This window comes from Flavobacterium anhuiense (assembly GCF_001705175.1).
Classification (GTDB): domain Bacteria; phylum Bacteroidota; class Bacteroidia; order Flavobacteriales; family Flavobacteriaceae; genus Flavobacterium; species Flavobacterium anhuiense.
Map to the genome: position 1 here is coordinate 536,032 of NZ_CP016907.1, position 24,587 is coordinate 560,618.

Genomic DNA, 24,587 nt, shown 5'->3' on the forward strand with positions numbered 1-24,587 from the left:
AAATGACAGTCGATAAATTTCCAGATCGAGTTATTGAAATTGACCAAGAACAGTATTTGTATTTTGGCGGAACTGCGTATTTGGGACTTCCAACAAACAAAGAGTTTCAAGAATTAGTAATTCAAAACATTTTAAATTGGGGAACTACATACGGAAGCTCCAGAACGGCAAATATTCAGCTGTCAGCTTATGATGCAGGCGAAAGCTTTTTGGCTTCTCATATTGGTTCTGAAAAGACTGTCACAGTTTCTTCAGGAATGCTGGCTGGAAAATTGGTTATTGATTTAATGAAAAAGCAGACTGATTGCTTTTTTCATTTGAATGATACGCATAATGCGATCCAAACTGAAAATAGTTTTCCAATATTCTTAGACGGAAATTTAAATAACCGTTTATTAGGTTCAAAATCTGAGAAAATAACGATTCTAACTGACGGAATTCCATCTTTTGAAACAAAACCTGCCGATTTATCGTTTTTAGAAAAAATTTCAAAAAGCAAAGAAATTACTTTAGTAATTGATGAATCGCATTCGCTAGGAATTACTGGCAAAAATGGTAGTGGAATTTATTCTTCAATTGAATTTCCCGTTAAAAGAAAAATCATGGTTTCTTCATTAGGAAAAGCTTTCGGATTAACTGGCGGTATAATTGCTTCCGATTCTGAATTTATAAATCTAATCAAAGAATTGGAAACTTTTACAAGTGCCGCAGGAATGAATCCTGCTTTTGTGCAGACACTTTCTGATGCCAGAGAAATATATAAAATACAGCATCAAAAACTGCTGGATAATCTAAATTATATTGATTCGATTTTAATCAAAAACAGCACTATCTTATTTGATAAAAACTATCCTTTAATTTATCTTTTATCGAATGAATTAGTTGAAAAACTAAAACACGAAAACATTATTATTGCCAGTTTCAGATATAAAAAAGAAGCTGAACCTTTAAACCGAATTGTGATTACTGCCAATCATCTTAAACAGGATTTAGATAAACTTGTAAACGTTTTAAATGATTTTAATTCTCGTTTTTAATCATTTAAAAAAACTACCTTTGCAAAAAGTAAATAATGTTTTTTAAGTTCAAGTAACGATTGGAAAAACTTGAAACTTTAAACATGAAACAAAAATTATGACAAATAACGATATACTTAAAAAACTTCGCGTGGCTTTGATGCTCCGTGATGACCAAATAGTTGAAATTTTAGAATTAGTAGATTTCAGAATTTCTAAATCAGAATTGGGCGCTTTTTTTAGAGCAGAGGATCATCCGAATTACATGGAATGCGGCGATCAGGTTTTACGCAATTTCTTAAACGGATTGGTGATTCATTTAAGAGGAACGAAAGAAAACCCTAAAAATCCAAACGAGGTTTTAGCAAAGCATAAAGCTGAAATTCCGAAAAGAGAAACCTCTAAAGAAAGACCGGAATTTAAAGCTGCTCCAAAAGATTCTGAAAAATACAGAGGCGATAAAAGTCCATCAAAATCAGGTTCTGCTGCTGGAAAGCCTAAGAAGAAATCATTCCCAAAAGGAAATGGAAAACCGGTTGTTGTAGAAAAAGTGGTTTACAAAAACGGCAATAAGAAAAAATCATAATTGAGGATTTAACCGCAAAGAACGCAAGTTTTTTTACTTAAAAGACTAAATACAAACGCAAAGTTCGCAAAGCTTTTCCATATAGCTTTGCGAACTTTATGTTTTAAAAAGATTCTAATTACGGTGTACTTTCAAATATAGCCCGCGGTTTCAACCGCAGGGACGCCCAGAATTGTGTCCCCGTGGTTGAAACCACAGGCTATATTGAAATAAAAATCGAAAAATTTTATTGTTTTAGCTTTGCGAACTTTACGTTTGTATTCACAATACTTGGTCAAAAATCCTTGCGTCCTTTGCGGTAAAAAAATCTATATCTTATTCTCCTCGATTTTATCAAAAAAAGCATCTTTAAAAGTCGCACCTATCGGCAGTTCTTTTCCATTGATAAAAACAGAAAAATTATCAGTTGATTCGATATGTTTTAGAGAAACAACATATGATTTATAAATCTGTATAAACTCATTTTCCGGTAACGATTCAATTACATTTTTCAAAGACGAATGTGTGATAATCTGCTGTTTTTCTGTATGAATGCAAACATAATTCTGGAGACTTTCTATATATAAAATGTCTCTTAAAAATACTTTCTGAAATTTATTCTTACCATCTGTTTTAACGAAAAGAAAATCTGGCAGATTGCTCTGATTTGAAATTTCTATTTTAGGTTCTGAATTCAGCTTTGAGACCGCTTGATAAAAACGTTCAAACGAAATCGGTTTCAATAAATAATCGACTGCATTCAATTCAAAACCTTCTAAAGCAAAATCTGGATAAGCGGTTGTGAAAATGACTTTTATATTTTTCGAAATGATTCTAGAAAGCTGCAATCCCGTTAACTGAGGCATTTGAATATCCAAGAAAATCACATCAACAGATTGTGTGTTTAAAAATTCTAATGCTTTTAATGAATCATTAAAAACTCCAACTTTTTCAAGAAAATTTACTTTTCCTATATAGTTTTCCAATATTCTGGTTGCAGGCGGTTCATCGTCTACAATAATGCATTTAAAAGCCATAGATTATTTTTTTAGCGGTATTTTTAAGTACGTTTTAAAGGTATTATTTTCTTCTGTTTTTTCAAGAATAAATTGATCTTTGTACATATACTCAAGTCTTTTGGTAAGGTTTTCAAAACCAATCCCGGTAGAGGAATAATTTTCTCCGCTTACATTATAATTGAAAGTTAAAATCTCTAAAAAACCGTTTGTTATTTTGATAGAAATAAGAGCTTTTTCCTTTTCATCATTTAGTTTCCCGTGTTTAAAAACATTCTCCACAAAATGTACCAAAGCCGAAGAAATGAGTTTTTCGTTTGAATAATTCCCTTCAATTGTAAAATCTAAAAACAGCTGATCTTCAAAACGTTTTTTCTGCAAATGAATATAGTTTTGAATAAATTGAATTTCTTTTGAAAGTATGGCTTCATCTTTATCTGTTTCGGTAATAACGTATCGAAGCAAATCGGAAAGCACCAAAATATCATCAGCCATTTCGTCTTCTTTCAAAACCAACTGACTATAAAAAGAATTCAACGTATTAAACAAAAAATGTGGGCTAACCTGTGCTTTAAGCATTTGAAACTCTGCTTTTTTATTCTCCAAAAGCAATTCCTGGTTTTGATGCTGTGCGGTTTGGAACTGCCAAAACAAAAAAGTTAATGCACTTAAAATTACAGCTGGCAATCCGAAGAAAAAATTGTCTTTTATGTAATAGGTAATTTCCCTTGCTTCTTCATAATAGTTGTGCATTCCTGTGATACTATACAAAACAACTTCTTCCAAAAAATAACGAACAGCAGTAAATAGCAATAACGAAACTGGAATTGTTAGAATATAAAAGAGTAATTTCTTTTTGTTTAAAAACCAATTACAAAAAAGATAAAAATTAAGAATATAGATAATAAAAACAGCCAATAAATAAGCTGGAGTAATTCCTAAGTAAATAGATTGCAATACGAATTTTACTTCTCTATTATTTAGTCCAATATCCCAGAAAATATAGGTTAGAAGTAACAAAAAGAAAAGAACAATATGATAGTAAAAAGGAATTTTTGATTTCATAGTTTTTGATAATTAACTCAAAAATACGATTATGACTTTAAAAGAAAATGGTATTTATATGAAACCTTATTTTTTTGATGACAAACGGCTAAAAGCTTTACACGAACATTTTGAAAGTGAAATTTGGATAGTTGGTCTAATGGAATCTGCGTTTCATCAAAAATGAAAATTAAGTTCTAAATCTGCTGATACATTTGCCATGAATTTAAAAAACAAAACGTCATGCAAAAAATCATTTTATTACTCGCAATTATCACATTAAATTTAACTTCTGCTCAAACCAAGAAAAAACAGATATTATTGGTTGGGACTTTTCATTACGCCAATCCAGGTCTTGATGTTGCTAAACTGAATAGTTTCAATATTATGTCTGAAAAGAGCCAAAAGGAACTCGAAATAATGAGTGACAAAATCAAAAAATTTGGTCCTGATAAAATATTCGTTGAATGGGAGTTTAGCAAACAAGCAGAATTAGATAAGCTTTATAATAAAAACACGGATAGTCTTTTTAAAAACGATAAAAACGAAATAACACAACTGGCAATTCGCACGGCTAAAAAACTGAATCATAAAAAATTGTATGGAATGAATCTTTATACTCCTTTTCGATATGATAGTTTAATGATAGCCATGGAAAAAGCAAACCAAAAGGAGTTAATGGAGAAAAACAAAGTTACAACAGGAAATTTTGAAAAAGAACATAATGAAAAAATAGCAAAAAGCTCATTACAAGAAATGATGTTGTATTACAATACAAAACAAACCGAAAATGAAAATCTTCAATGGTATTTGGAAATAGCAAACAGAGCTGGAAATCCAGATGATTTTTCAGGACCTTCTTTAGTTGCTAATTGGTACAAAAGAAACTTATACATGTATTCTTTAATCCAGAAATTAACCGAAAGCACAGATAACAAAATAATGGTATTAGTTGGTTCAGGTCATGCTTCAATCATTCGAGGCTTTATAGAAAATGATCCAACATTTGAAATTGTGGACTTATCAACTGTTTTGAAATAATATTTTTTAACCGCAAAGCACGCAAGGATTTTACCAAGTAATATGTATACAAACGCAAAGTTCGCAAAGCTATATGGATAAAGCTTTGCGAACTTTGCGTTTATTTATATTCTTATACGTAGAAAATCCTTGCGCCCTTTGCGGTTAAAACAAAAAAAAATCCACTCCTTTTGGAATGGATTTTCTATATAAATTGATTTCTTATTTTAATTAAGAAAGAGCAGCTTTTACTTGGTCAGCAGCTTCTTGGAATTGAACTGCAGATAAGATTGGCATACCAGAGTTGTCAATTAATTCTTTTGCAATTTCAGCATTTGTTCCTTGCAAACGAACGATAATTGGCACTTTAATAGCGTCACCCATGTTTTTGTAAGCATCAACTACACCTTGAGCAACACGGTCACAACGAACGATTCCTCCGAAGATGTTAATTAAAATAGCTTTTACGTTTGGATCTTTCAAGATAATTCTGAAAGCTGTCTCAACACGTTTTGCATCAGCAGTTCCTCCTACGTCAAGGAAGTTAGCAGGCTCAAAACCAGCATATTTAATTAAGTCCATAGTTGCCATTGCAAGACCTGCTCCGTTTACCATACATCCAACAGTACCGTCAAGGTCAACATAGTTAAGACCAACTTCTTTAGCTTCAACTTCGATTGGATTCTCCTCACGGATATCTCTCATTTCAGCATATTTAGGTTGTCTGTATAAAGCGTTATCATCGATGTTAACTTTAGCGTCAACAGCTAAGATTTTGTTATCAGAAGTTTTAAGAACTGGATTGATTTCAAACATTGAAGCATCAGAACCAATGTAAGCATTGTAAAGTGCATCGATGAATTTCACCATTTCTTTGAAAGCGTTTCCAGAAAGACCTAAATTGAAAGCAATTCTTCTAGCTTGGAAACCTTGTAATCCTACAGAAGGATCGATTTCTTCAGTAAAGATTAAGTGCGGAGTATGCTCAGCAACTTCTTCGATATCCATTCCACCTTCAGTAGAATACATAATCATGTTGCGTCCTGTACCTCTATTCAATAAAACAGAAACATAAAATTCAGAAGTTTCGCTTTCTCCAGGATAGTAAACATCTTCAGCTACTAATACTTTGTTAACTTTTTTACCTTCAGGCGGAGTCTGAGGAGTAATTAATTGCATTCCGATGATTTGTTCTGCTAACTCTTCAACTTGTTGTAAGTTTTTTGCCAGCTTAACTCCACCACCTTTTCCACGACCACCTGCGTGAATTTGTGCTTTAATTACATGCCATCCTGTTCCAGTTTCGGCAGTTAATTGTTTTGCAGCAGCCACAGCTTCAACTGCATTATTAGCCACGATTCCGCGTTGCACACGTACTCCGTAACTCGCTAAAATTTCTTTTCCTTGATATTCGTGTATGTTCATAATATAGAATTTGTCTGGTTCTGAATTTATTTCAGAATAAAAGTGCGACAAAAGTAACAAAATACAACTGAATAGTAAAATCTTTTTCAATTAAATAAATATTATATGTAGGTATTGAGCGTTGATAATTTTTCAAAGCAAACAAATCGTTAACGGAACAATTTGTTAATGTTAACACAATTCTCAGAAAACGTTTGATATTTAACAAAAAATTCATTGGTTTTATTGGCCTCCCGACGATTTTTCCTAATATATTTTAAGAGTAATTATATTTTTAGCAATTCGGGATGCCTTCTATAATAATATTAATAATTAAGAACCCTTTTTCTAATATTACAGCAAAAATGAAAGCAAAAGCACTATTTCAATACATTATGTTTAACGAAATCTGTATTTTTGTAAAAAAAATATCAAGAATGAGAGTTAAAGAACAAGGGCTTTATCTGCCTGAATTTGAACACGACAATTGTGGTGCAGGATTTATTTGTAATTTGAATGGTATTAAGTCAAATGATATTATTCACAAAGCATTAGACATCTTAATTAAATTGGAACATCGTGGTGCCGTAAGTTCTGATGGAAGAACTGGTGACGGAGCCGGAATTTTATTCGACATTCCTCATGATTTTTTTAAGAAAGTTTGTGACTTTGAAATCCCAGAAGCGCGTGAGTATGCAGTAGGAATGGTTTTTTTACCAAAAAGCAAAAACCAGGTTTCTTTTTGTATTAATGCATTTGAAGCTACTATTAAAGATCAAAACTTAAAAGTTTTAGGTTGGAGAGATGTACCTGTTGACGTTGAAAATTTAGGTGAAATCGCCGCAGAAAAAGAACCAACAATTAAACAAGTTTTCGTTTCTAAAAACGGACAAGATTTAACTGAACAAGAATTTAATGCAAAACTTTTTGCAGCTAGAAAAATTGCTGAACATGCCGTAAGAGGATCTAAGACCTCAGAAAGCCACATGTTTTATTTTACTAGTTTATCGACAACTACTATAATATATAAAGGTCTATTGATGCCAGAAGACATCAGCCGTTATTATATAGATTTGAAAGATCCAGACTTGGTGACACGCTTAGCGCTTGTACACCAGCGTTTCTCTACAAATACATTCCCATCTTGGGACTTAGCTCAACCATTTAGATACATGTGTCACAATGGTGAGATCAACACACTTCGTGGAAACGTAAGCCGTATGCGTGCTCGTGAAGAGCTTATGCAAAGCGCAGTTTTTGGCGATGACATCAAAAAATTATTCCCAATTATCTTAGAAGGAAAATCAGATTCTGCTTCTATGGATATGGTAATTGAACTTTTATTAATGACTGGCCGTTCTCTTCCAGAGGCAATGATGATGGTAGTTCCTGAAGCTTGGGAAAAACACCAGACAATGTCTCCTGAGAAAAGAGCTTTCTATGAGTACAATGCTTGTATCATGGAGCCTTGGGATGGTCCAGCCTCTATTCCGTTTACTGATGGAAACGTAATTGGAGCTTTACTAGACAGAAATGGTTTACGTCCTTCTCGTTATACATTAACAAAAAGCGGCTTCGTAATTATGTCATCTGAAATTGGTGTATTAGACATCGATCCAGAAGATGTAATTCAGCACGGTCGTCTTGAGCCAGGAAAAATGTTCTTGGTGGATATGAACGAAGGGCGTATCATCGAAGACGAAGAAGTAAAGAAAGCGATCGTTACAAAACGTCCATATAAACAATGGGTTGACGAAAACTTATTGCCTTTGGCTAGTGTTCCTTATACCAACAACCCTACTCCTGTTGAAAAATTAGATTTCTTAACAAGACAGCGTTTGTTTGGTTATACTATTGAAGATTTAAAAACAATCATCAACCCAATGGGTAGCGACGGAGCTGAAGCCATCAGTTCTATGGGTAACGATACACCTTTGGCAGTTCTTTCAGATCAGCCTCAGTTGTTGTACAACTACTTCAAACAATTGTTTGCTCAGGTTACAAACCCGCCATTGGATGGTATTCGTGAAGAAATCATTACGGATATCAGTTTAGCGATTGGTGGAGATTTCAATATTTTCGAAATTGAATCTAAACAATGTAAAAAATTAAAAATCCAAAATCCTGTTATTTCTAATGAGGATTTGGATAAAATCAGAAATATCGATCACGCAGATTTCAAATCGGCTACTATTTCTACTTTATATAAAATAGAAAAAGGAGTTAACGGTTTAGAGCGCGCGCTTGAAAAATGCGTTCAGGCGACTTTTAAAGCGGTTAATGAAGGATGCAACATCATCATCTTATCAGATAGAGGTGTAAGCGAAGAATTAGCTCCAATTCCTATGTTATTGGCTTGTTCTTACATTCACCACTCCTTAAACATTTTACAAGTTCGTTCTAAATTCGGAATCATCATCGAATCTGCTGAACCACGTGAACCGCATCATTTTGCTTTATTGTTCGGATACGGCGCAAGTGCTATCAATCCTTACATGGTAAACGAAATCATTCACGATCAGGTTGAAAAAGGTTTCATTACAAAAGTAAAAGCAGATTACGCAGTTGTGAATTACAACAAAGCGATTGCAAAAGGAATCGTGAAAATCATGAACAAGATTGGTATCTCTACTTTACATTCATACAGAGCTGCTCAGATTTTCGAGATTTTAGGTTTAAACAAAACATTTACATCTAAATACTTCCCTTACACTCCATCAAGAATTGAAGGAATTGGTTTAATGGAAGTTGAAAAAGAGGTTAAAAAACGTTTCCAAAAAGCGTTCCCAAATTCAAAAATTGCAAACTTGCTTTCTCTTGAAATTGGAGGTATTTACAGATGGAGACGTGGTGGCGAAAAACACATGTTTAACCCAACTACGATTTCTAAATTACAACAAGCAGTTCGTTTAAACAGCCCAGAAAGTTATAAAGAATATGCAAATGCTGTAAATGAGCAAAGCTCAAACTTAATGACTATTAGAGGTTTGTTTGAATTCAACAATTTGGACCCAATTTCAATTGACGAAGTAGAGCCTTGGACAGAAATTGTGAAGAAATTCAAAACCGGAGCAATGTCTTACGGTTCTATTAGCCAAGAAGCGCATGAGAACTTAGCAATTGCAATGAACAGAATTGGTGGAAAAAGTAACTCTGGAGAAGGTGGAGAAGATCCAAGACGTTTCCAGAAAGAAATTAACGGAGATTCTAGAAACTCTGCTATTAAACAAGTTGCGTCTGGACGTTTTGGAGTTTCGATCAACTATTTGACAAATGCTAAAGAAATCCAAATCAAAATGGCTCAGGGAGCAAAACCTGGTGAAGGTGGACAGTTGCCTGGAGAAAAAGTAGTGCCTTGGATTGCTGAAACTAGAAACTCTACGCCTTATGTAGGTTTGATTTCGCCTCCACCTCACCACGATATTTACTCTATTGAGGATTTATCTCAGTTGATTTACGATTTGAAAAACGCAAACCGTGAAGCTCGTATCAACGTGAAATTAGTTTCTGAAGTTGGAGTTGGAACCATCGCTGCCGGTGTTGCCAAAGCAAAAGCTGACGTTATTTTGATTTCAGGTTATGACGGAGGAACGGGAGCTGCTCCATTAACGTCTTTACAGCACACAGGTATTCCATGGGAACTTGGTTTAGCTGAAGCACAACAAACTTTGATTCTAAACGATTTAAGAAGCCGTGTAGTTTTAGAATGTGACGGACAGTTGAAAACAGGACGTGACGTAGCAATCGCTGCTTTATTAGGCGCAGAAGAATTCGGATTTGCAACGGCTCCGCTTGTAGCTTCTGGATGTATCATGATGAGAGCTTGTCACTTAAATACTTGCCCGGTTGGTATTGCAACTCAGGATCCAGAATTGAGAAAAAATTTCAAAGGAACTCCAGAGCACGTAATCAACTTCATGTATTTCATTGCTGAAGAGTTAAGAGAAATCATGGCACAGTTAGGTTTCAGAACTTTAAAAGAAATGGTAGGTCAGTCTCAAAAATTAAACGTAGACAAAGCGATCAAACATTATAAAGCAAACGGATTAGATTTATCGACTATTCTATACAAACCAGAAAAAGCGAAAACAGTTCCAAATCACAACACAACAACTCAAGACCACGCTCTTGAAAACGTATTGGATTTCGACATCATCAAAGAAGCTATTCCATCTATCTATAGAAAGGAGAAAACGAGAGTTACTTTCAAAATCAAAAATACAGACCGTTCTGTAGGTGCGATTTTGAGTAACGAAATCTCAAAAATTTATGGCGCACAAGGATTACCAGATGACACTATTTTAGTTGATTTTGAAGGTTCTGCCGGACAAAGTTTTGGTGCATTTGCAACAAACGGATTGTCATTTAAAATTCACGGAAACTGTAATGACTACTTAGGAAAAGGTCTTTCTGGAGGAAAACTAATTGTAAAAGTACCTCCTACTGCGACTTTCAATCCTGAAGACAACATCATTATCGGAAACGTTGCCCTTTACGGAGCTATTACGGGAGAGGCTTATATTAATGGTATCGCAGGAGAGCGTTTCTGTGTGAGAAACTCTGGAGCAACAGCAGTTGTTGAAGGAATTGGGGATCACGGATGCGAGTACATGACAGGTGGTACAGTAGTAGTTTTAGGAAAAACAGGAAGAAACTTCGCAGCTGGTATGAGCGGTGGTGTGGCTTATGTTTACGATCCAAACAAGAAATTCGATTCTACAGTTTGTAACATGGAAATGGTTGCATTCGACCCAATGGAAGAAGAAGATCTTATGAAACTAAGAAAACTGATCAAAAACCATTCGTTGTACACCAGCAGTCCATTAGCAAAAAGAATTTTAGCAGACTGGGAAAACCAACAACAGCACTTCGTAAAAGTAATGCCAACTGATTACAAAAAAGCATTAAAACGAATTGCAGAAGAAAAACAAATAGAAGAATTAATAGCTTAATTAAAGGTTCTGAGATACAAAGGTGCAGAGGTGCTAAGTTTTTTAACTCACCTCTCGCATTTTACAACTCACAACTAAATTTATTAAAATGTCATGGGTAAAATAGGCGGATTTAAAGAATATAACAGAGCCGACGAAAGTAATTTAGCAGTTGCAGAACGCGTTTCGAACTACAACGAATTTACTATTCCGGTACCAAAAGATAAATTAAGAGAACAAGGATCAAGATGTATGGACTGTGGTATTCCTTTTTGCCACAGCGGTTGTCCGTTAGGAAATTTAATTCCTGACTTCAACGACATGGTACATCAGGAAGAATGGCAAAGCGCATTAGAGATTTTACAATCTACCAACAACTTCCCTGAATTTACAGGACGCTTATGCCCTGCTCCATGTGAGAAATCATGTGTATTAGGAATCATCAAAGATCCGGTTTCTATTGAAAACATCGAGAAAAGCATTGTAGAAAGAGGTTTCGCAGAAGGATGGATTAAACCACAGCCACCAAAATCAAGAACTGGAAAAACAGTTGCCGTTATTGGTTCAGGACCTGCAGGTCTTGCTGCAGCTCAACAATTAAACAGAGCAGGTCACACTGTAACTGTTTTTGAAAGAGACAATGCAATTGGAGGTTTATTACGTTACGGAATTCCAAATTTCAAATTAGAAAAAGGAATCATCGATCGTCGTGTAGCTATTCTTGAAGCAGAAGGGATCACTTTCAAAACAAATGTAAATGTTGGAGTTAATTTCAGCGTTGAAGAATTAAACCAATTCGATTCTATTGTTTTATGTGGAGGAGCAACTGAAAGAAGAAGCTTGCCAACTAAAGGAATTGAAAGCAAAGGCGTTGTTCAGGCAATGGATTTCTTAACTCAGCAGACTAAAGTTTTATACGGAGAATCAATTCCAGACCAAGTTAAAGCTACTGGAAAAGATGTAATCGTTATTGGTGGTGGAGATACTGGTTCTGACTGTATCGGTACTTCAAACAGACACGGAGCTAAATCGGTAACTAACTTTGAGATTTTGCCAAAACCTCCAGTTGGAAGAAGCGAGTCAACTCCTTGGCCTTTCTGGCCGTTGCAGTTGAAAACATCTTCTTCTCACGAAGAAGGTTGCGACAGAAACTGGTTAATCAATACTAAAGAATTCATTTCTAACGAAAAAGGTGAATTAACTGGATTAAAAACAGTTGAAGTGCAATGGAAAATGACTCCAGGTCAGCGTCCAGAATTAATCGAAAAAGAAGGTTCTGAAAAAATCTGGCCTTGCGATTTAGCTTTATTAGCTCTTGGATTTACAGGTCCTGAGAAAACGTTAAGCGAGCAATTAGGAATCGAAATTGACGCGAGAAACAACTATAAAGCGCATAACTATCAGACAAACGTTCCTCACATTTTCACTGCTGGTGATATGAGAAGAGGACAATCATTAATCGTGTGGGCTATTTCAGAAGGTCGCGAAGCTGCAAGAGAGGTAGATTTATTCCTTATGGGATCTACAAACTTGCCTACTAAAGGAAAAGGAGATCTTCCTAGCCTGTAAAAACCGAATAAAAATACAACACATACTACCACAAACCCTTGATTTTATATTCAGGGGTTTTGTTTTTTACCACTCCCGATAGTTATCGGGATAAAATGATTAGCACAGATTATTTTTGTCTGCCACTAATTGCACAAATTTTCACGAATTTTTATTTTCTGGTCGATTTCTATTTCAAATAGCTCTTGGTTTCAACCACCGGGATGCAATATATGATTACGTCCAATCCGTACGTTTCCCATGGTTGAAACCACGGGCTATGTTTTGGCATGTTGCGAAAAATCTAAAATTAAAAATTTGCGAAATTTGTGTAATTTGCGGTTAAAACATTTCAACAGCATTTATAAATTAGAGAAATTCGTGAATTCGTGGCAAAAAACCTTTGTATCTTTGTACCTCTGCCCCTTTGAACCTCCTACCACGTTATAAAATTCCAAAAACAGCAACTTTTTGTTTGAAACAAAACAATTTGTTATATTTTGTTATTTTTCTGCAAATTATTTGCTGGTAATCAAAAGTGTAATAACTTTGCCCAAAATGATTTAAAAATGCAAGCAAAAGATTTACTGCAGTTAGCAGACCAATTTGGAAGTCCATTGTATGTTTACGATGCTGAAAAAATCCAATCTCAGTACAACCGATTAACTAAAGCTTTCTCTAAGGTGGAGAACTTAAGAGTTAATTATGCCATGAAGGCATTGTCTAACATTGCGATTCTACAGTTATTAAAGAACATGGGGTCTGGTTTAGACACTGTATCTATTCAGGAAGTTCAGTTAGGGCTTCACGCTGGCTATGAACCCGAAAGAATTTTCTTTACACCAAACGGCGTTTCTCTGGAAGAGATTGAAGAAGTTGCCGCAATGGGTGTACAAATCAATATCGACAATTTATCTATTTTAGAGCAATTCGGAACAAAACACCCACATATTCCGGTATGTATTCGCATCAATCCACACGTAATGGCGGGCGGAAACGCTAACATTTCTGTTGGACATATCGATAGTAAATTCGGAATTTCTGTGCATCAGATTCCGCATATTTTGCGAATTGTAGAGAACACAAAAATGAGCATTATTGGAATTCACATGCACACAGGATCAGATATTTTAGATATCGAAGTATTCTTGTATGCTGCTGAAATCTTGTTTGATACCGCTAAACATTTCAAAGATTTACAATTCTTAGATTTCGGAAGCGGATTCAAAGTTCCTTACAAAAAAGACGATATCGAAACAGACATCGAAGAATTAGGTAAAAAATTATCTAAAAGATTCAATGCTTTCTGTGCAGAATACGGAAGAGATTTAACATTGATTTTCGAACCAGGAAAATTCTTGGTGAGTGAAGCAGGTCATTTCTTAGTAAAAGTAAACGTAGTAAAACAGACAACTTCAACAGTTTTCGCTGGAATCGACAGTGGTTTCAACCACTTAATCCGTCCGATGTTTTACGGATCTTCACACCATATCGAAAACATTTCCAATCCAAAAGGAAAAGAGCGTTTTTACTCTGTTGTAGGATACATTTGCGAAACGGATACTTTTGCAAACAACCGCAGAATTGCAGAAATCACTGAAGGTGACATTTTAGAATTCAGAAACGCTGGAGCATACTGTTTCTCAATGTCTTCAAACTACAATTCAAGATACAAACCAGCCGAAGTTCTTTGGAAAGACGGAAAAGGAATCTTGATTCGTCAAGCCGAAACATTCGAAGATTTACTTAAAAATCAAATTCCATTGCCAGAAGAAATAGCTGCTACGGTTTAACAATAGAAAAAAAAAGGAATATCACTTTTAATCCCGTTTCTTAATTGAGGCGGGATTTTTTTTGATTTTAAAAGTTAATACTTCAATTTTATGATTTATCTCTCTCAATACAAATCAATATTTTAAGATAATAATATGAAATACAAAATTGATTGCGCTTTCTTATTATGGCGCAATCAATTTTATGTTAAAAAGATTATATTTAGGATAATGAACTTATAAACTTTGAACATCTTTTTTTAGTAATATATTTACATTTATATCATAAAATATATTAAACAATTTTCGAGAAAACAATATATGACACAATACGAACAATTTTTAACTCCTGAAAACTTCAAGCTTGCTTTTATAAGACTTAAAACAGCGTCTCGAAATTTATACAAAACGATTTACTACGAAGATTTAAGAACTTTTGGTTTATATCTAGATGAGAATATTGATTCTACAATAGTCCAAATAAAAAATGAAATTTATAAACCAGAAAAAAGTCATAAAATATTTATTCCTAAAAAAGATAATTTGGTAAGACCATTATCTATTTTGACCTTTATCGACCTTCTTATTTATCAAGCTATTACAAATGTAATAGCTGACTCATCTAACGACATTATTGCACCATATTATGATAATTTAATTTTTGGAAACATTATTAATCTATCAACATCAAATGCAACAGATAGAGAATTTTTCTTTAAATCTTGGAAAAAGAAATGGAAAAGATTTAATGAGGTTTCTAAAGAGAACTTTGAAGATGGTTATAAATATTTAAGTGAATTTGATATTGCTTCTTTCTTTGATACTATAGACCACAATATACTTTGTGAAATTTTAGCAAATACTTTTAAGATAGATATTGATATTTTAAATTTACTTTCAAAATGCTTAGAATCATGGACAGCAGATTCAAACCATAGAAGTTTTAAAAGTAAACACGGCATTCCGCAAGGACCAATAAGTTCTCATTTCCTAGCTGATCTTTATCTCTTTTACATCGATACAGAAATAAAAAAATTAAATAAAAAATATGATTTTAAATACCTTCGGTATGTTGATGACATCAGAATATTTTCAAAAGAAAAATTAGTCTCTCAAAAAATCATCGCATCATTAGACTTGATTTCCAGAGATCTAGGCCTAATCCCACAAGGTAGCAAAATATTAATAAAAGAAATAATAGATATTGAAAAGGAATTAAAAATTCAAAACAGCAAGTTTTCTGAAATAACAAAAGAATATAAGAAAGAAAATGAAGGAAAACCAGCTGGTGTCCTAAAATCTAAAACACACAAAAATCTAAAAAAAAGATTCATTAATTGTTTTGATAAAAGTTCCGATGAAGTCTACTTAGACAAAACTGTAATTGGCTTTTCATTGTATAAATTAAATAAGGATGATGAAATAAAAAAAATGATCTTAAAGAATAGTAATATACTATTAACACATTTTGAAGGAATACTCTACTATTTCAAAAAACACTTTGCAAAAGATTCCGAAGTTTTAGATTTTCTTAAATTAATGCTTAACGATGAAGACATTTTATTTCATCATTTAATTGCGTTAATCTTTAAAAATTTTCCAGAATTACCTTTTGATGAAAAAATCTATCAACGCTATAATTTGGAAAAGCATAGACATTGGTTAGTAAACTTTTACATGATTTCTTGGCTCTATCATAATGATAAAAAAGAGCTAATATTAACAGATGCGAATACTGATAATTATTTTATTCAACGGGAATTAAATAATTATAAATATTTTTCATCCTCTGACACAACATATAGAAAAATATTTTCCTCAAAATTGCTAGAAAACTCCAATCCTTTATTAGCTCTTCAAGGCTTGAACCTATTATTTCATGACCCGATTTTATTTAAAGGTTTTAAAACAACATCTGAACAAAATAGTTTTATAAAATTTTTATTAACTAGACAACCTCTAGATATTATCATTCATACATTAAAATATGAGTGGAACATTAATGAACCTGATACATTTTTTAATAGAGGAATCTGGACAGATGATCTTGAATATGAAGAACTAAAAATATCTTTTTTATTATTTCTTAAATCATACAAAATTGATCCCTCTAAAGCATTATTGAATTTAAATGGTTTTAATAATTTAGTTTTTAATAAATTTTGCGACAAATTAAGCATTTCAAAACCTTCAAATGAGTACGGTGTCAATTTAAATAGTGACATAATTGAGAAAGAATTACCTCATTGCAATATGTATTGGAAACAAATAAACGAGAAAAGAAATCAAAAAACAGAAGCCCATCCTTTTGATAAATATGGAAATATTAGGTTAAGAATTACAAATAAAGAATTTGAAGATTTATATCAAAAACAAATTATAACTATAGACGAATTATGCAACTTTAGAAAATATTAAAATAAACTTCACTCTGCTAGTAACGAAGATTACCTAATAAAAATCAAAATCTTATAATTTATAAGAAAAATCATATTTTTGTTTCGATAAAAATTAAATACCTTTGAAATTATGAGCACAACATCAAAACCAAAACATATCGGCAGAAACATAAGCCGAATTAGAGAGCTTAAAGGTATGAAACAGGAAGCGCTTGCGCAGGCAATTGGCTCAAACCAACAAGCAATTTCTATTATTGAAAACAGTGAAAGTGTTGATCAAGAAAGACTTGCTAATATTGCAAAAGCACTTGGCGTTACGGTAGAAGCGATTGAAAATTTTTCAGAAGAAGCGGTTTTCAATTTTTTCAATAACTTTTACGACAATAGTTCTATTAGTGGTGCACAAGGAATTAATAATAATTGCACTTTCAATCCACTTGATAAAGTTGTAGAACTTTACGAACGTTTGGTTCAAGCTGAAAAAGACAAAGTTGAATATTTAGAAAAATTATTAAAAGGAAAATAATTTCCTTGATAAGATAAAATTACAAACGCACAAATATCACTTTGACTTTTGTGCGTTTTTTTATATTGTGAGCTTTAATTTAACAGTTATCTATTTCTTCGATGAAAAAACTTCAATTCCATTTTATTGCTTTTCTATTCCCGCTCTTATTATTATCACAAAATAAAATCTCCAAATCTGAAGTTCAAAAAATAATTAAAGACAGTCAAGCAGCAAAGAAAGATGGCTCGATTAGTTTACCTTCAATTAAATCTTGGAAATTTAATAATTCTGATAGTTTATATTTTAAAAGAGATACGTTAATTGCAATTCAATATAAGACAAATACACAAAATGATTTTTGCGAATTTATTGATTGGACTTTTTATCAAAAAAAGGCATTTATTTTAGGTCGCTGTTCTTTTTGTAAAGAACCTCCGTTACGAAAGGTTACAAAATATCCTAAAGATTATTTTTCGATCGCAATCTATGAAGTTGAAAACAAAACAATTATAGATATTCTCAGATATGACAAAATAATTGTGGAATCCTTTAATGTAATAAAAATTGAAAGTGACGAAAAATTTATTAAAATAAAACTAGTTCGAAGATTCATTCCCGAACCATATGATGAAGTTTATTAGATATATTTACATTCTAAATCCAAACCCCAAAAATCAATGAAACCTACAATCCTACTATCAACACTATTGCTATTATTTGCAACCAATTCATTCAGCCAAACCCTAGCTGATTTAAAACTAAAACCAAAAGAAATTCCGAAAGGCGGTTATATGGTAAGCGACGGCAACGTTTGCATTACGCCACAAGCTTGTAGCTTTTATAATGATATTGAAACCTACAGTAACATTGTTGGAACTGTAAAAAGTAAAGCCATTCAGAGTTTTAAAAGCAAAGCAGACCGCGGTTCTATTATGTATTTTGAATTTGATCATGTTTTTAAAGGCGACCGTTTCTTGCAAGGTTTACTTTGGGGAAAAGCAGGCGAACCAACAGATGAGCATCCGGAAGAATATGTTGTAAAAGGAAAATTTCTAATCATTTGGAGTTTGAAGGCAGATAGTCCGTTAAAAGAAAAATCGGAAACCAAAATAGAAACGCTTTTGCCGTAAAAACCTAATCAGAGCTTCATTTTAAATGCTTAATTTTGCTCGATAAAAAATAATACAAAATGAAACCGCAAGTACGAATCCTCATTTATTCAATTCTTTTCTTTTTATATCTTACTTCTACACAGCTCTTGCTTGAATTAAACGAAAAGTTTAAAGGAGATGCATTTGTCACTTTAGGAGCTGGTTTTGGTATTTTGAATCTTATTTATGCTTTTACAGCCTTAAAATGGAAACCTTTGCTTAACGTACTTTGCGCTGTCGGAATTGCAGCTTTGGCTATGTTTCTAGCTTTACAGTTTACCAATTTGTACCTACTTGTCAATTACGATCCTTATCAGGTTAAAACTGCCATTTTTGCTAATGCTGTTTTTTCAATTATCTTTTGGGAGATTGTATATCAGGTGAAGATCAGAAAATCTAAATAAATACATTTTCAATTGCCTCCAGCTTTAGCTGGAGGTAAATAAAAAGTCATAAAAGGGCTTTAGCCAAATCGTTTTTTTTGGCTAAAGCCTTTTTTATATCAATATTCTACTTCCAGCTAAAGCTGGAGGCAATTCATAAAATAATTTAAAAGGATAATATTCAACAATTCATAAAGCTATATATTTTCGTACGTAATTTTTTATATTAGCATTTTAAATTTATCTAAGCCTAATATGAAAATTAGAACTCTACTCCTTTTATCTGTACTTGCCATTTCTTGTAAAAAAGAAACAAAAACAGAATTAGAAACTCCTAAATTTGTTTCAAAAGATTCTTTGGAAGTAACTGAAAAGAAAAAGCCAGAAACACAAAAAGCAGATACAATTGTTTTATCTATAAAACATAAAACCAACAAAGTTTTATGTGATCTTGACGGAGATAATCTAGACGAAACAGTAGAAATTTTTAGAAGCACAAACAACCAAAAAAGCGGTTTTAAAATCACGTACGGAAACGGAAAAAGAACTGATTATTTAGGTTTTGGAAATGATATTTTAAGACAAGGTTTTGACGAAATTGATTGGGCAGGAATATTTGAAAAAGCGCCTAAAAATGAGGTTTACTTTAACAATGTAAATGAAGATGGCGATATTATTGGCGAAGAACAAGTTGCAGAAGAAGACAAAATAAAACTGCCAAATGACGGAATCTTTATTCATGCCGAAGAAAGCTGCGGAGGCGGTGTTATTTATCTGAAAAACGGAAAATACGAGTGGATTCAGCAGGAATAAACTTTTAATAGTAACTCTTAAATTACTGAATATGAAAAGTACAACAGAAATTGCCAATCGTTTCAGAGAAGTTATTCTAAACGGAACTTGGATTGCAAACACCAATTTTAAAGATCAGCTTGAAAATCTGGATTGGAAAATTGCAGTTAGTCCGATTCAAAATTTAAATACGATTGCAGCTCTGGCTCAGCATGTTCATTATTATATTAACGGAATCAATCAGGTTTTTAAAGGCAGAACATTGGACATAAAAGATCAATTTAGTTTTGACTTTCCTCCTATTCGTTCGCAAGAACAATGGAACAATTTTCTAACTAAATTTTGGAATGATGCTGAAACATTTGCCTCTTTTGTAGAACAAATGCCTGACGAAAACCTAGATGCTGTTTTTGTAGATGTAAAATACGGAACTTACAAAAGAAACATCGAAGCTATGATTGAACATAGTTACTATCATTTAGGACAAATTGTGCTGATCAAAAAACAACTCACTTAAAATTACATACACGCCTTTTATGAAAAAAATTACAATTTTATTATTGTTTATTGTTTTGTTTTCGAATTGTAAACCAGAGAAAAAAGATGACGTAAAAACTGCCGTTTCAAATGGAAAACCTTCAACTGAAGAACCTTTTGTCTTAACGGTTGAAAAAATCGATTCAACTCAATTTCCTGCTTCAATTAAATACGAAGGTTTTGTAAAAAATGCTGTTAGATGGAAAGATAAATTGGGCGATAATATTGTAATTACTACAGAAACTGGTTATCACATCAACAAAAAATTTACGCACGAAACAGAAGGCTCAGATGCTGAATTATTTGGGTATCATTTTATAGTTTCAGGCAATGAAGTGAAGCAAACCTGGAAAGTTTACGATTACATTTCAGATTGTCCAGTTGACATTGTAGCTTCCTTTGTTAAAAACACTTTTCAAGTTACAGATTTAGACAAAAATGGAATTGCCGAAACTTGGCTCATGTATAAAACCGTTTGCCATGGCGATGTAAGCCCTTCTGATATGAAGATTATTATGTATGAAGGCAATACAAAATATGCCATGCGTGGCGAAAATAAAGTCGCAGTTGGCATTGACGATAATGGCAAAAAACAATTTGAAGGAGGCGAATATAAACTGGATGGAAGCTTTAAAAAAGGCCCAAAAATCTTTAAAGATTTTGCTTTGAAATTATGGAGTGATAATGTAATTGAAAACTGGGAAGACTAATTTTTTCCTTCTTATAAAATAGCTTTTTCTGCTCCTCAAATAAATTAGAAAAAGGCATAGTTGTTGAAAGTTAAAAAAGATATATTTACACCTTCAAAAAACAAACTATGCAAAAAATTACTTTTCTCATTTCTATATTGTTTTTAGCTCTTTCTTCTTGTGGGGTAAAGACAACACAATCAATGCTTAGCGATGGAAATTATGATGGCGCAATTGATCGCGCTGTTGAAGCACTTCGCACCAAAAAAGATTCTAAAGGAAAACAAGATTATGTTTATTTATTGGAAGAAGCTTTTGCAAAAGCCAAAGATCGTGATCTTCGAAATTTGGAAATGCTGAACAAAGAAAACAATCCTGCCAATACAGAACGCATTTATAATACTTATTTACAGCTAAATAATCGTCAGGAAAAAATTCGTCCATTATTGCCTCTGCCTTTATTGAAGCAGGGAAAAAATGCTTATTTCCCATTTGATAATTATTCGAATGAAATTGTAAACAGTAAAAATGCACTTTCGAAATATTTATATGAAAACGCTTCAATGCTTTTGAAATCAAATAACAAATTAGATTTTAGAAAAGCTTATGATGATTTTGCGTATTTGGAAAGCATTAATCCAAATTACAAAAACACCAAAAAACTGATGGATGATGCGCAGTTTAAAGGAACTGATTTTGTTGATGTTTATGCTAAAAACGAAACCAATATGGTCATTCCGAAAATGCTTCAGGATGATTTACTGGATTTTAAAACCTACGGATTAAATGATAAATGGACCGTTTATCATAGTGCTAGACAAAAAAATGTGAATTATGACTATAGTTTAATTTTGAGTTTTAGACAAATTGCTATTTCGCCAGAACAAATTAAAGAGAAAGAATTTGTGAAGGAAAGACAAGTTAAAGATGGCGTAAAAACACTTTTGGATAGTCGCGGAAGACCTGTAAAAGACAGTTTAGGCAAAGAGATTAAAGTAGATAATTATAAAACGCTTCGTGCCACGGTTTACGAATTTAGACAGTTTAAGTCTTGTCTCGTAACAGCAAAAGTGGATTATGTAGATTTAAAAAGTAATCAGCTGGTGCAGACTTTCCCGATAAGCAGCGAATATGTTTTTGAAAATATTTATTCTACTTACAAAGGAAATAGAAATGCCTGCGATGATAATTATCTGGCGTATTTTGACAAACGTGCCGTTGCATTTCCGAACAACGAACAAATGGTTTATGATACTGGCGAAGACTTGAAAGCCAAACTAAAAGATATCATTGTAAAAAATAAGTTCAGGAAATAATTATATAACTCCCACATAAAGAAAAGACGCATTTTTAATGCGTCTTTTTTTGTTTAGAATATTCTAATTAAAAAAAATCGCGTTTTTTTATTGCGCAACCAAAAAGTTGCGTATATTTGCAACTGATTAGTTGCGAATTTATATTTAGAAAAATGAAAAGAGATATTTTTCAAGCTATTGCCGATCCGACGAGAAGAGCAATATTAGTTTTGATTTCTTCGAGTGCATTAACCCCAAATGCAATTGCAGAACAGTTTCAAACTACAAGACAAGCAGTTTCTAAACACATTAAAATATTGAATGAATGTGATTTATTAGAAGAAAAGAAATTGGGCAGAGAAATTTACTATCAGCTCAAAATTGAAAAAATGAAAGAAGTTGATCAATGGCTGGAACAATTTAAAGCAATTTGGGAACAGCGTTTTAGCCAATTGGATCAAGTATTACTAAACTTAAAATCTAAAGAAAATGAAGACTGATTTATTAATGATTTTTTCTGTAGACAAGGAAAATAAAAGAGTGAATGTAAAACGCGAATTCAACGCTCCGTTATCAAATGTTTGGTCTGCATGGACAGAACCTGAAATTCTGGATTTGTGGTGGGCTCCAGCTCCGCTAAAATCTGAGACAAAAAGCATGGAGTTTAAAGAAGGCGGACGAAGATTGTACGCAATGGTTGGTGCTGAAGGTGTGCAAGGCTGGAGTACTTTTGATTATACTTCGATTTCTCCTAAAACAAATTTTAAATACACTTCTACTTTTTGCGATGCTGACGGAAATCCAAATTCTGCTTTTGGAAGTTCTTTTTGGGATGTTTCATTCTCTGAGCAGGGAGATTCTACCATTGTTGATATTGTAATTACAAGAGACAGTTTTGAAGAACTTGAAAAAATAATCGAAATGGGATTCAAACAAGGATTTACATCAGCGATGGAAGGTTTGGATAAAATCTTAGCCGAAAAATAAAAACCATTTCTAACGAATTACTATTAACGAATTTAAAATCTAAAGAAAATGAAATCAAATCTTTTAATGAATTTTACTGTTGATAAAGAAAATAATACTGTCAATGTAAAACGCGAATTTAATGCTTCGCTGCCTCAAGTTTGGTCTGCGTGGACAGAACCTCAAATTCTGGATTTGTGGTGGGCTCCTGCTCCGTGGAAATCTAAAACAAAAAGCATGGATTTTAAAGAAGGCGGACGCAGATTATATGCCATGCTTGGGCCAGAAGGCGAAGAACATTGGGCCATTGCAGATTTTACTTCAATTAGTCCGAAAACTAATTTTAAATATCTAGATGCTTTTAGCGACAGCGAAGGCAATTTAAACAAGGAATTTCCACGCTCTGACTGGAATGTGACTTTCTCTGAAAAAGACGGATCTACTTTTGTAGATGTTGTCATCAAACATGAAAAACTATCTGACTTGGAAATGATTATTCAAATGGGATTCAAAGAAGGTTTTACTATTGCAATGGAAGGTCTAGATGCTATTTTTGCTGAAAAAGCAAAATAATTTTCAATTATATATAAAAGGCCAAAACAAAAGAAGAATTTACTGATATTAAAGTTGTATTTTCGTTTTATAAAAACATTTTTACTTTACTATCGATGAACAAATTTTTTGCTCTGGTCTTTTTACTTTTTTCTTCTACTTTCGCATTCAGCCAAAAGAATAAAGCCAAAAACATAGAAACTTCAAAGCCTTTTGTATTGGGAGTTATTGATGAAATTCAATCCAAAGAACTAAACGAAAAAAGAATTTTAAACATTTATCTTCCTGAAGGTTATAATCCAGCAGAAGACACAAAATATCCTGTCATTTACTTATTGGACGGTTCTGCCGATGAAGATTTTATTCATATTTCTGGGCTAGTTCAGTTTAATAGTTTTGAATGGATCAATCAGGTTCCAAAATCAATTGTGGTGGGAATTGCAACTGTTGATAGAAAAAGAGATTTTACTTTTCCAACTACAATTGAAAAAGACAAAACTCGTTTTCCAACCACAGGGCATTCTGATCAGTTTATTGCTTTTATTGAAAAAGAATTACAGCCTTTTATTGAAAAGAAATACAAAACAAATGATTCTAAAACCATCATCGGCCAATCTCTTGGCGGTTTATTAGGAACTGAAATCTTGCTTAAAAAACCAACTCTTTTTAATAAATATGTTATTGTAAGTCCGAGTTTATGGTGGAACAATGGTTCTCTTCTAGATTTAGATTCTGAAATGCTGAAAGAAAATTTTAATCAGCCAACTGAAATCTATATTGCTGTCGGCAAAGAAGGACTAGCTCCAACAGCAATTCCGCATGTTATGGAAGTTGATGCCAATTTACTGGCAGAAAAACTAAAAGAATCAAAAAGTAAAAGCGTAAAAACGTATTTCGATTATTTCCCAGAAGAAAACCACGGATCGATTCTGCATACAGCTGTTTCTAATTCTTTTAAATTCTTTTATCCGAAAAGTAAAGAATAATATTTTTTACAAT

The 24,587-nt window shown here is 32.9% G+C and carries 23 protein-coding genes; 20 read left to right on the top strand and 3 right to left on the bottom strand.

All coding sequences use genetic code 11. The features are described 5' to 3' along the window. The first annotated feature begins 2 nt into the window (after positions 1 to 2). Entirely contained in the window at positions 3 to 1,037 is a 1,035-nt protein-coding gene (locus BB050_RS02325; protein WP_066032461.1) for an aminotransferase class I/II-fold pyridoxal phosphate-dependent enzyme, read from the top strand. Positions 1,038 to 1,134: 97 nt separating this feature from the next. Continuing rightward, complete coding sequence (locus BB050_RS02330; RefSeq protein ID WP_066032462.1) at positions 1,135 to 1,602, top strand: DUF1456 family protein; 468 nt, start codon at positions 1,135 to 1,137, stop codon at positions 1,600 to 1,602. A 308-nt stretch (positions 1,603 to 1,910) separates the two neighbouring features. Here the strand turns inward: BB050_RS02330 and BB050_RS02335 are convergent, their stop codons facing one another. Both BB050_RS02335 and BB050_RS02340 read right to left on the bottom strand, forming a co-directional pair. Continuing rightward, positions 1,911 to 2,618: a LytR/AlgR family response regulator transcription factor gene (locus BB050_RS02335; RefSeq protein ID WP_066032463.1), complete on the bottom strand. Its 708-nt coding sequence runs from the start codon at positions 2,616 to 2,618 to the stop codon at positions 1,911 to 1,913. A gap of 3 nt (positions 2,619 to 2,621) precedes the next feature. Beyond that, entirely contained in the window at positions 2,622 to 3,662 is a 1,041-nt protein-coding gene (locus tag BB050_RS02340; protein ID WP_066032464.1) for a sensor histidine kinase, read from the bottom strand. 31 nt (positions 3,663 to 3,693) lie between these two features. Here BB050_RS02340 and BB050_RS22200 point away from each other — a divergent pair, with 31 nt between their 5' ends. Further along, positions 3,694 to 3,828 (top strand): hypothetical protein, encoded by a 135-nt coding sequence (locus BB050_RS22200; protein ID WP_257784746.1) that lies wholly within the window; start codon positions 3,694 to 3,696, stop codon positions 3,826 to 3,828. Positions 3,829 to 3,884: 56 nt separating this feature from the next. Then, a complete protein-coding gene (locus BB050_RS02345; protein ID WP_066032465.1) occupies positions 3,885 to 4,682 on the top strand; it encodes a DUF5694 domain-containing protein in 798 nt (265 codons plus the stop codon). A gap of 210 nt (positions 4,683 to 4,892) precedes the next feature. On the opposite strand, the gene sucC is transcribed toward BB050_RS02345, so the two are convergent. Beyond that, positions 4,893 to 6,086, bottom strand: coding sequence for an ADP-forming succinate--CoA ligase subunit beta (gene sucC, locus BB050_RS02350; protein WP_066035083.1), 1,194 nt, complete (start codon positions 6,084 to 6,086; stop codon positions 4,893 to 4,895). Between the two features lie 416 nt (positions 6,087 to 6,502). Between sucC and gltB the strand changes: the two genes are divergently transcribed. From gltB to BB050_RS02430, 16 genes are all read left to right on the top strand, one after another. Beyond that, positions 6,503 to 11,017 carry a glutamate synthase large subunit gene (gltB, locus tag BB050_RS02355; protein ID WP_066035084.1) on the top strand — a complete coding sequence of 1,505 codons (4,515 nt, stop codon included), beginning with the start codon at positions 6,503 to 6,505 and terminating at the stop codon, positions 11,015 to 11,017. A 93-nt stretch (positions 11,018 to 11,110) separates the two neighbouring features. Further along, positions 11,111 to 12,565, top strand: a complete 1,455-nt coding sequence (locus BB050_RS02360; protein WP_066032466.1) for a glutamate synthase subunit beta — start codon at positions 11,111 to 11,113, stop codon at positions 12,563 to 12,565. 548 nt (positions 12,566 to 13,113) lie between these two features. Then, entirely contained in the window at positions 13,114 to 14,337 is a 1,224-nt protein-coding gene (lysA, locus tag BB050_RS02365; RefSeq protein WP_066032467.1) for a diaminopimelate decarboxylase, read from the top strand. 300 nt (positions 14,338 to 14,637) lie between these two features. Continuing rightward, on the top strand, positions 14,638 to 16,734 hold the full coding sequence (locus tag BB050_RS02370; protein ID WP_066032468.1) for an RNA-directed DNA polymerase: 2,097 nt from the start codon (positions 14,638 to 14,640) through the stop codon (positions 16,732 to 16,734). Between the two features lie 111 nt (positions 16,735 to 16,845). Next, entirely contained in the window at positions 16,846 to 17,241 is a 396-nt protein-coding gene (locus BB050_RS02375) for a helix-turn-helix domain-containing protein (RefSeq protein WP_066032469.1), read from the top strand. Positions 17,242 to 17,342: 101 nt separating this feature from the next. After that, positions 17,343 to 17,864 (top strand): hypothetical protein, encoded by a 522-nt coding sequence (locus BB050_RS02380; protein WP_066032470.1) that lies wholly within the window; start codon positions 17,343 to 17,345, stop codon positions 17,862 to 17,864. 36 nt (positions 17,865 to 17,900) lie between these two features. Beyond that, positions 17,901 to 18,353: a hypothetical protein gene (locus tag BB050_RS02385; protein WP_066032471.1), complete on the top strand. Its 453-nt coding sequence runs from the start codon at positions 17,901 to 17,903 to the stop codon at positions 18,351 to 18,353. A gap of 59 nt (positions 18,354 to 18,412) precedes the next feature. Beyond that, positions 18,413 to 18,778 (top strand): hypothetical protein, encoded by a 366-nt coding sequence (locus tag BB050_RS02390; protein ID WP_066032472.1) that lies wholly within the window; start codon positions 18,413 to 18,415, stop codon positions 18,776 to 18,778. A 234-nt stretch (positions 18,779 to 19,012) separates the two neighbouring features. Further along, positions 19,013 to 19,570, top strand: a complete 558-nt coding sequence (locus tag BB050_RS02395) for a hypothetical protein (RefSeq protein WP_066032473.1) — start codon at positions 19,013 to 19,015, stop codon at positions 19,568 to 19,570. A gap of 31 nt (positions 19,571 to 19,601) precedes the next feature. Further along, a complete protein-coding gene (locus tag BB050_RS02400) occupies positions 19,602 to 20,066 on the top strand; it encodes a DUF1572 domain-containing protein (protein ID WP_066032474.1) in 465 nt (154 codons plus the stop codon). A 19-nt stretch (positions 20,067 to 20,085) separates the two neighbouring features. After that, positions 20,086 to 20,796 (top strand): M949_RS01915 family surface polysaccharide biosynthesis protein, encoded by a 711-nt coding sequence (locus BB050_RS02405; RefSeq protein ID WP_066032475.1) that lies wholly within the window; start codon positions 20,086 to 20,088, stop codon positions 20,794 to 20,796. A 107-nt stretch (positions 20,797 to 20,903) separates the two neighbouring features. Beyond that, positions 20,904 to 22,091 (top strand): hypothetical protein, encoded by a 1,188-nt coding sequence (locus BB050_RS02410; RefSeq protein WP_008462103.1) that lies wholly within the window; start codon positions 20,904 to 20,906, stop codon positions 22,089 to 22,091. 152 nt (positions 22,092 to 22,243) lie between these two features. After that, complete coding sequence (locus BB050_RS02415) at positions 22,244 to 22,570, top strand: ArsR/SmtB family transcription factor (RefSeq protein ID WP_008462100.1); 327 nt, start codon at positions 22,244 to 22,246, stop codon at positions 22,568 to 22,570. After that, on the top strand, positions 22,560 to 23,057 hold the full coding sequence (locus BB050_RS02420) for an SRPBCC family protein (protein WP_066032476.1): 498 nt from the start codon (positions 22,560 to 22,562) through the stop codon (positions 23,055 to 23,057). The genes BB050_RS02415 and BB050_RS02420 overlap by 11 nt, the downstream gene beginning before the upstream one ends. A gap of 48 nt (positions 23,058 to 23,105) precedes the next feature. Further along, entirely contained in the window at positions 23,106 to 23,609 is a 504-nt protein-coding gene (locus tag BB050_RS02425; protein ID WP_008462096.1) for an SRPBCC family protein, read from the top strand. A 95-nt stretch (positions 23,610 to 23,704) separates the two neighbouring features. Then, entirely contained in the window at positions 23,705 to 24,574 is an 870-nt protein-coding gene (locus tag BB050_RS02430; protein WP_066032477.1) for an alpha/beta hydrolase, read from the top strand. Positions 24,575 to 24,587 lie beyond the last annotated feature (13 nt).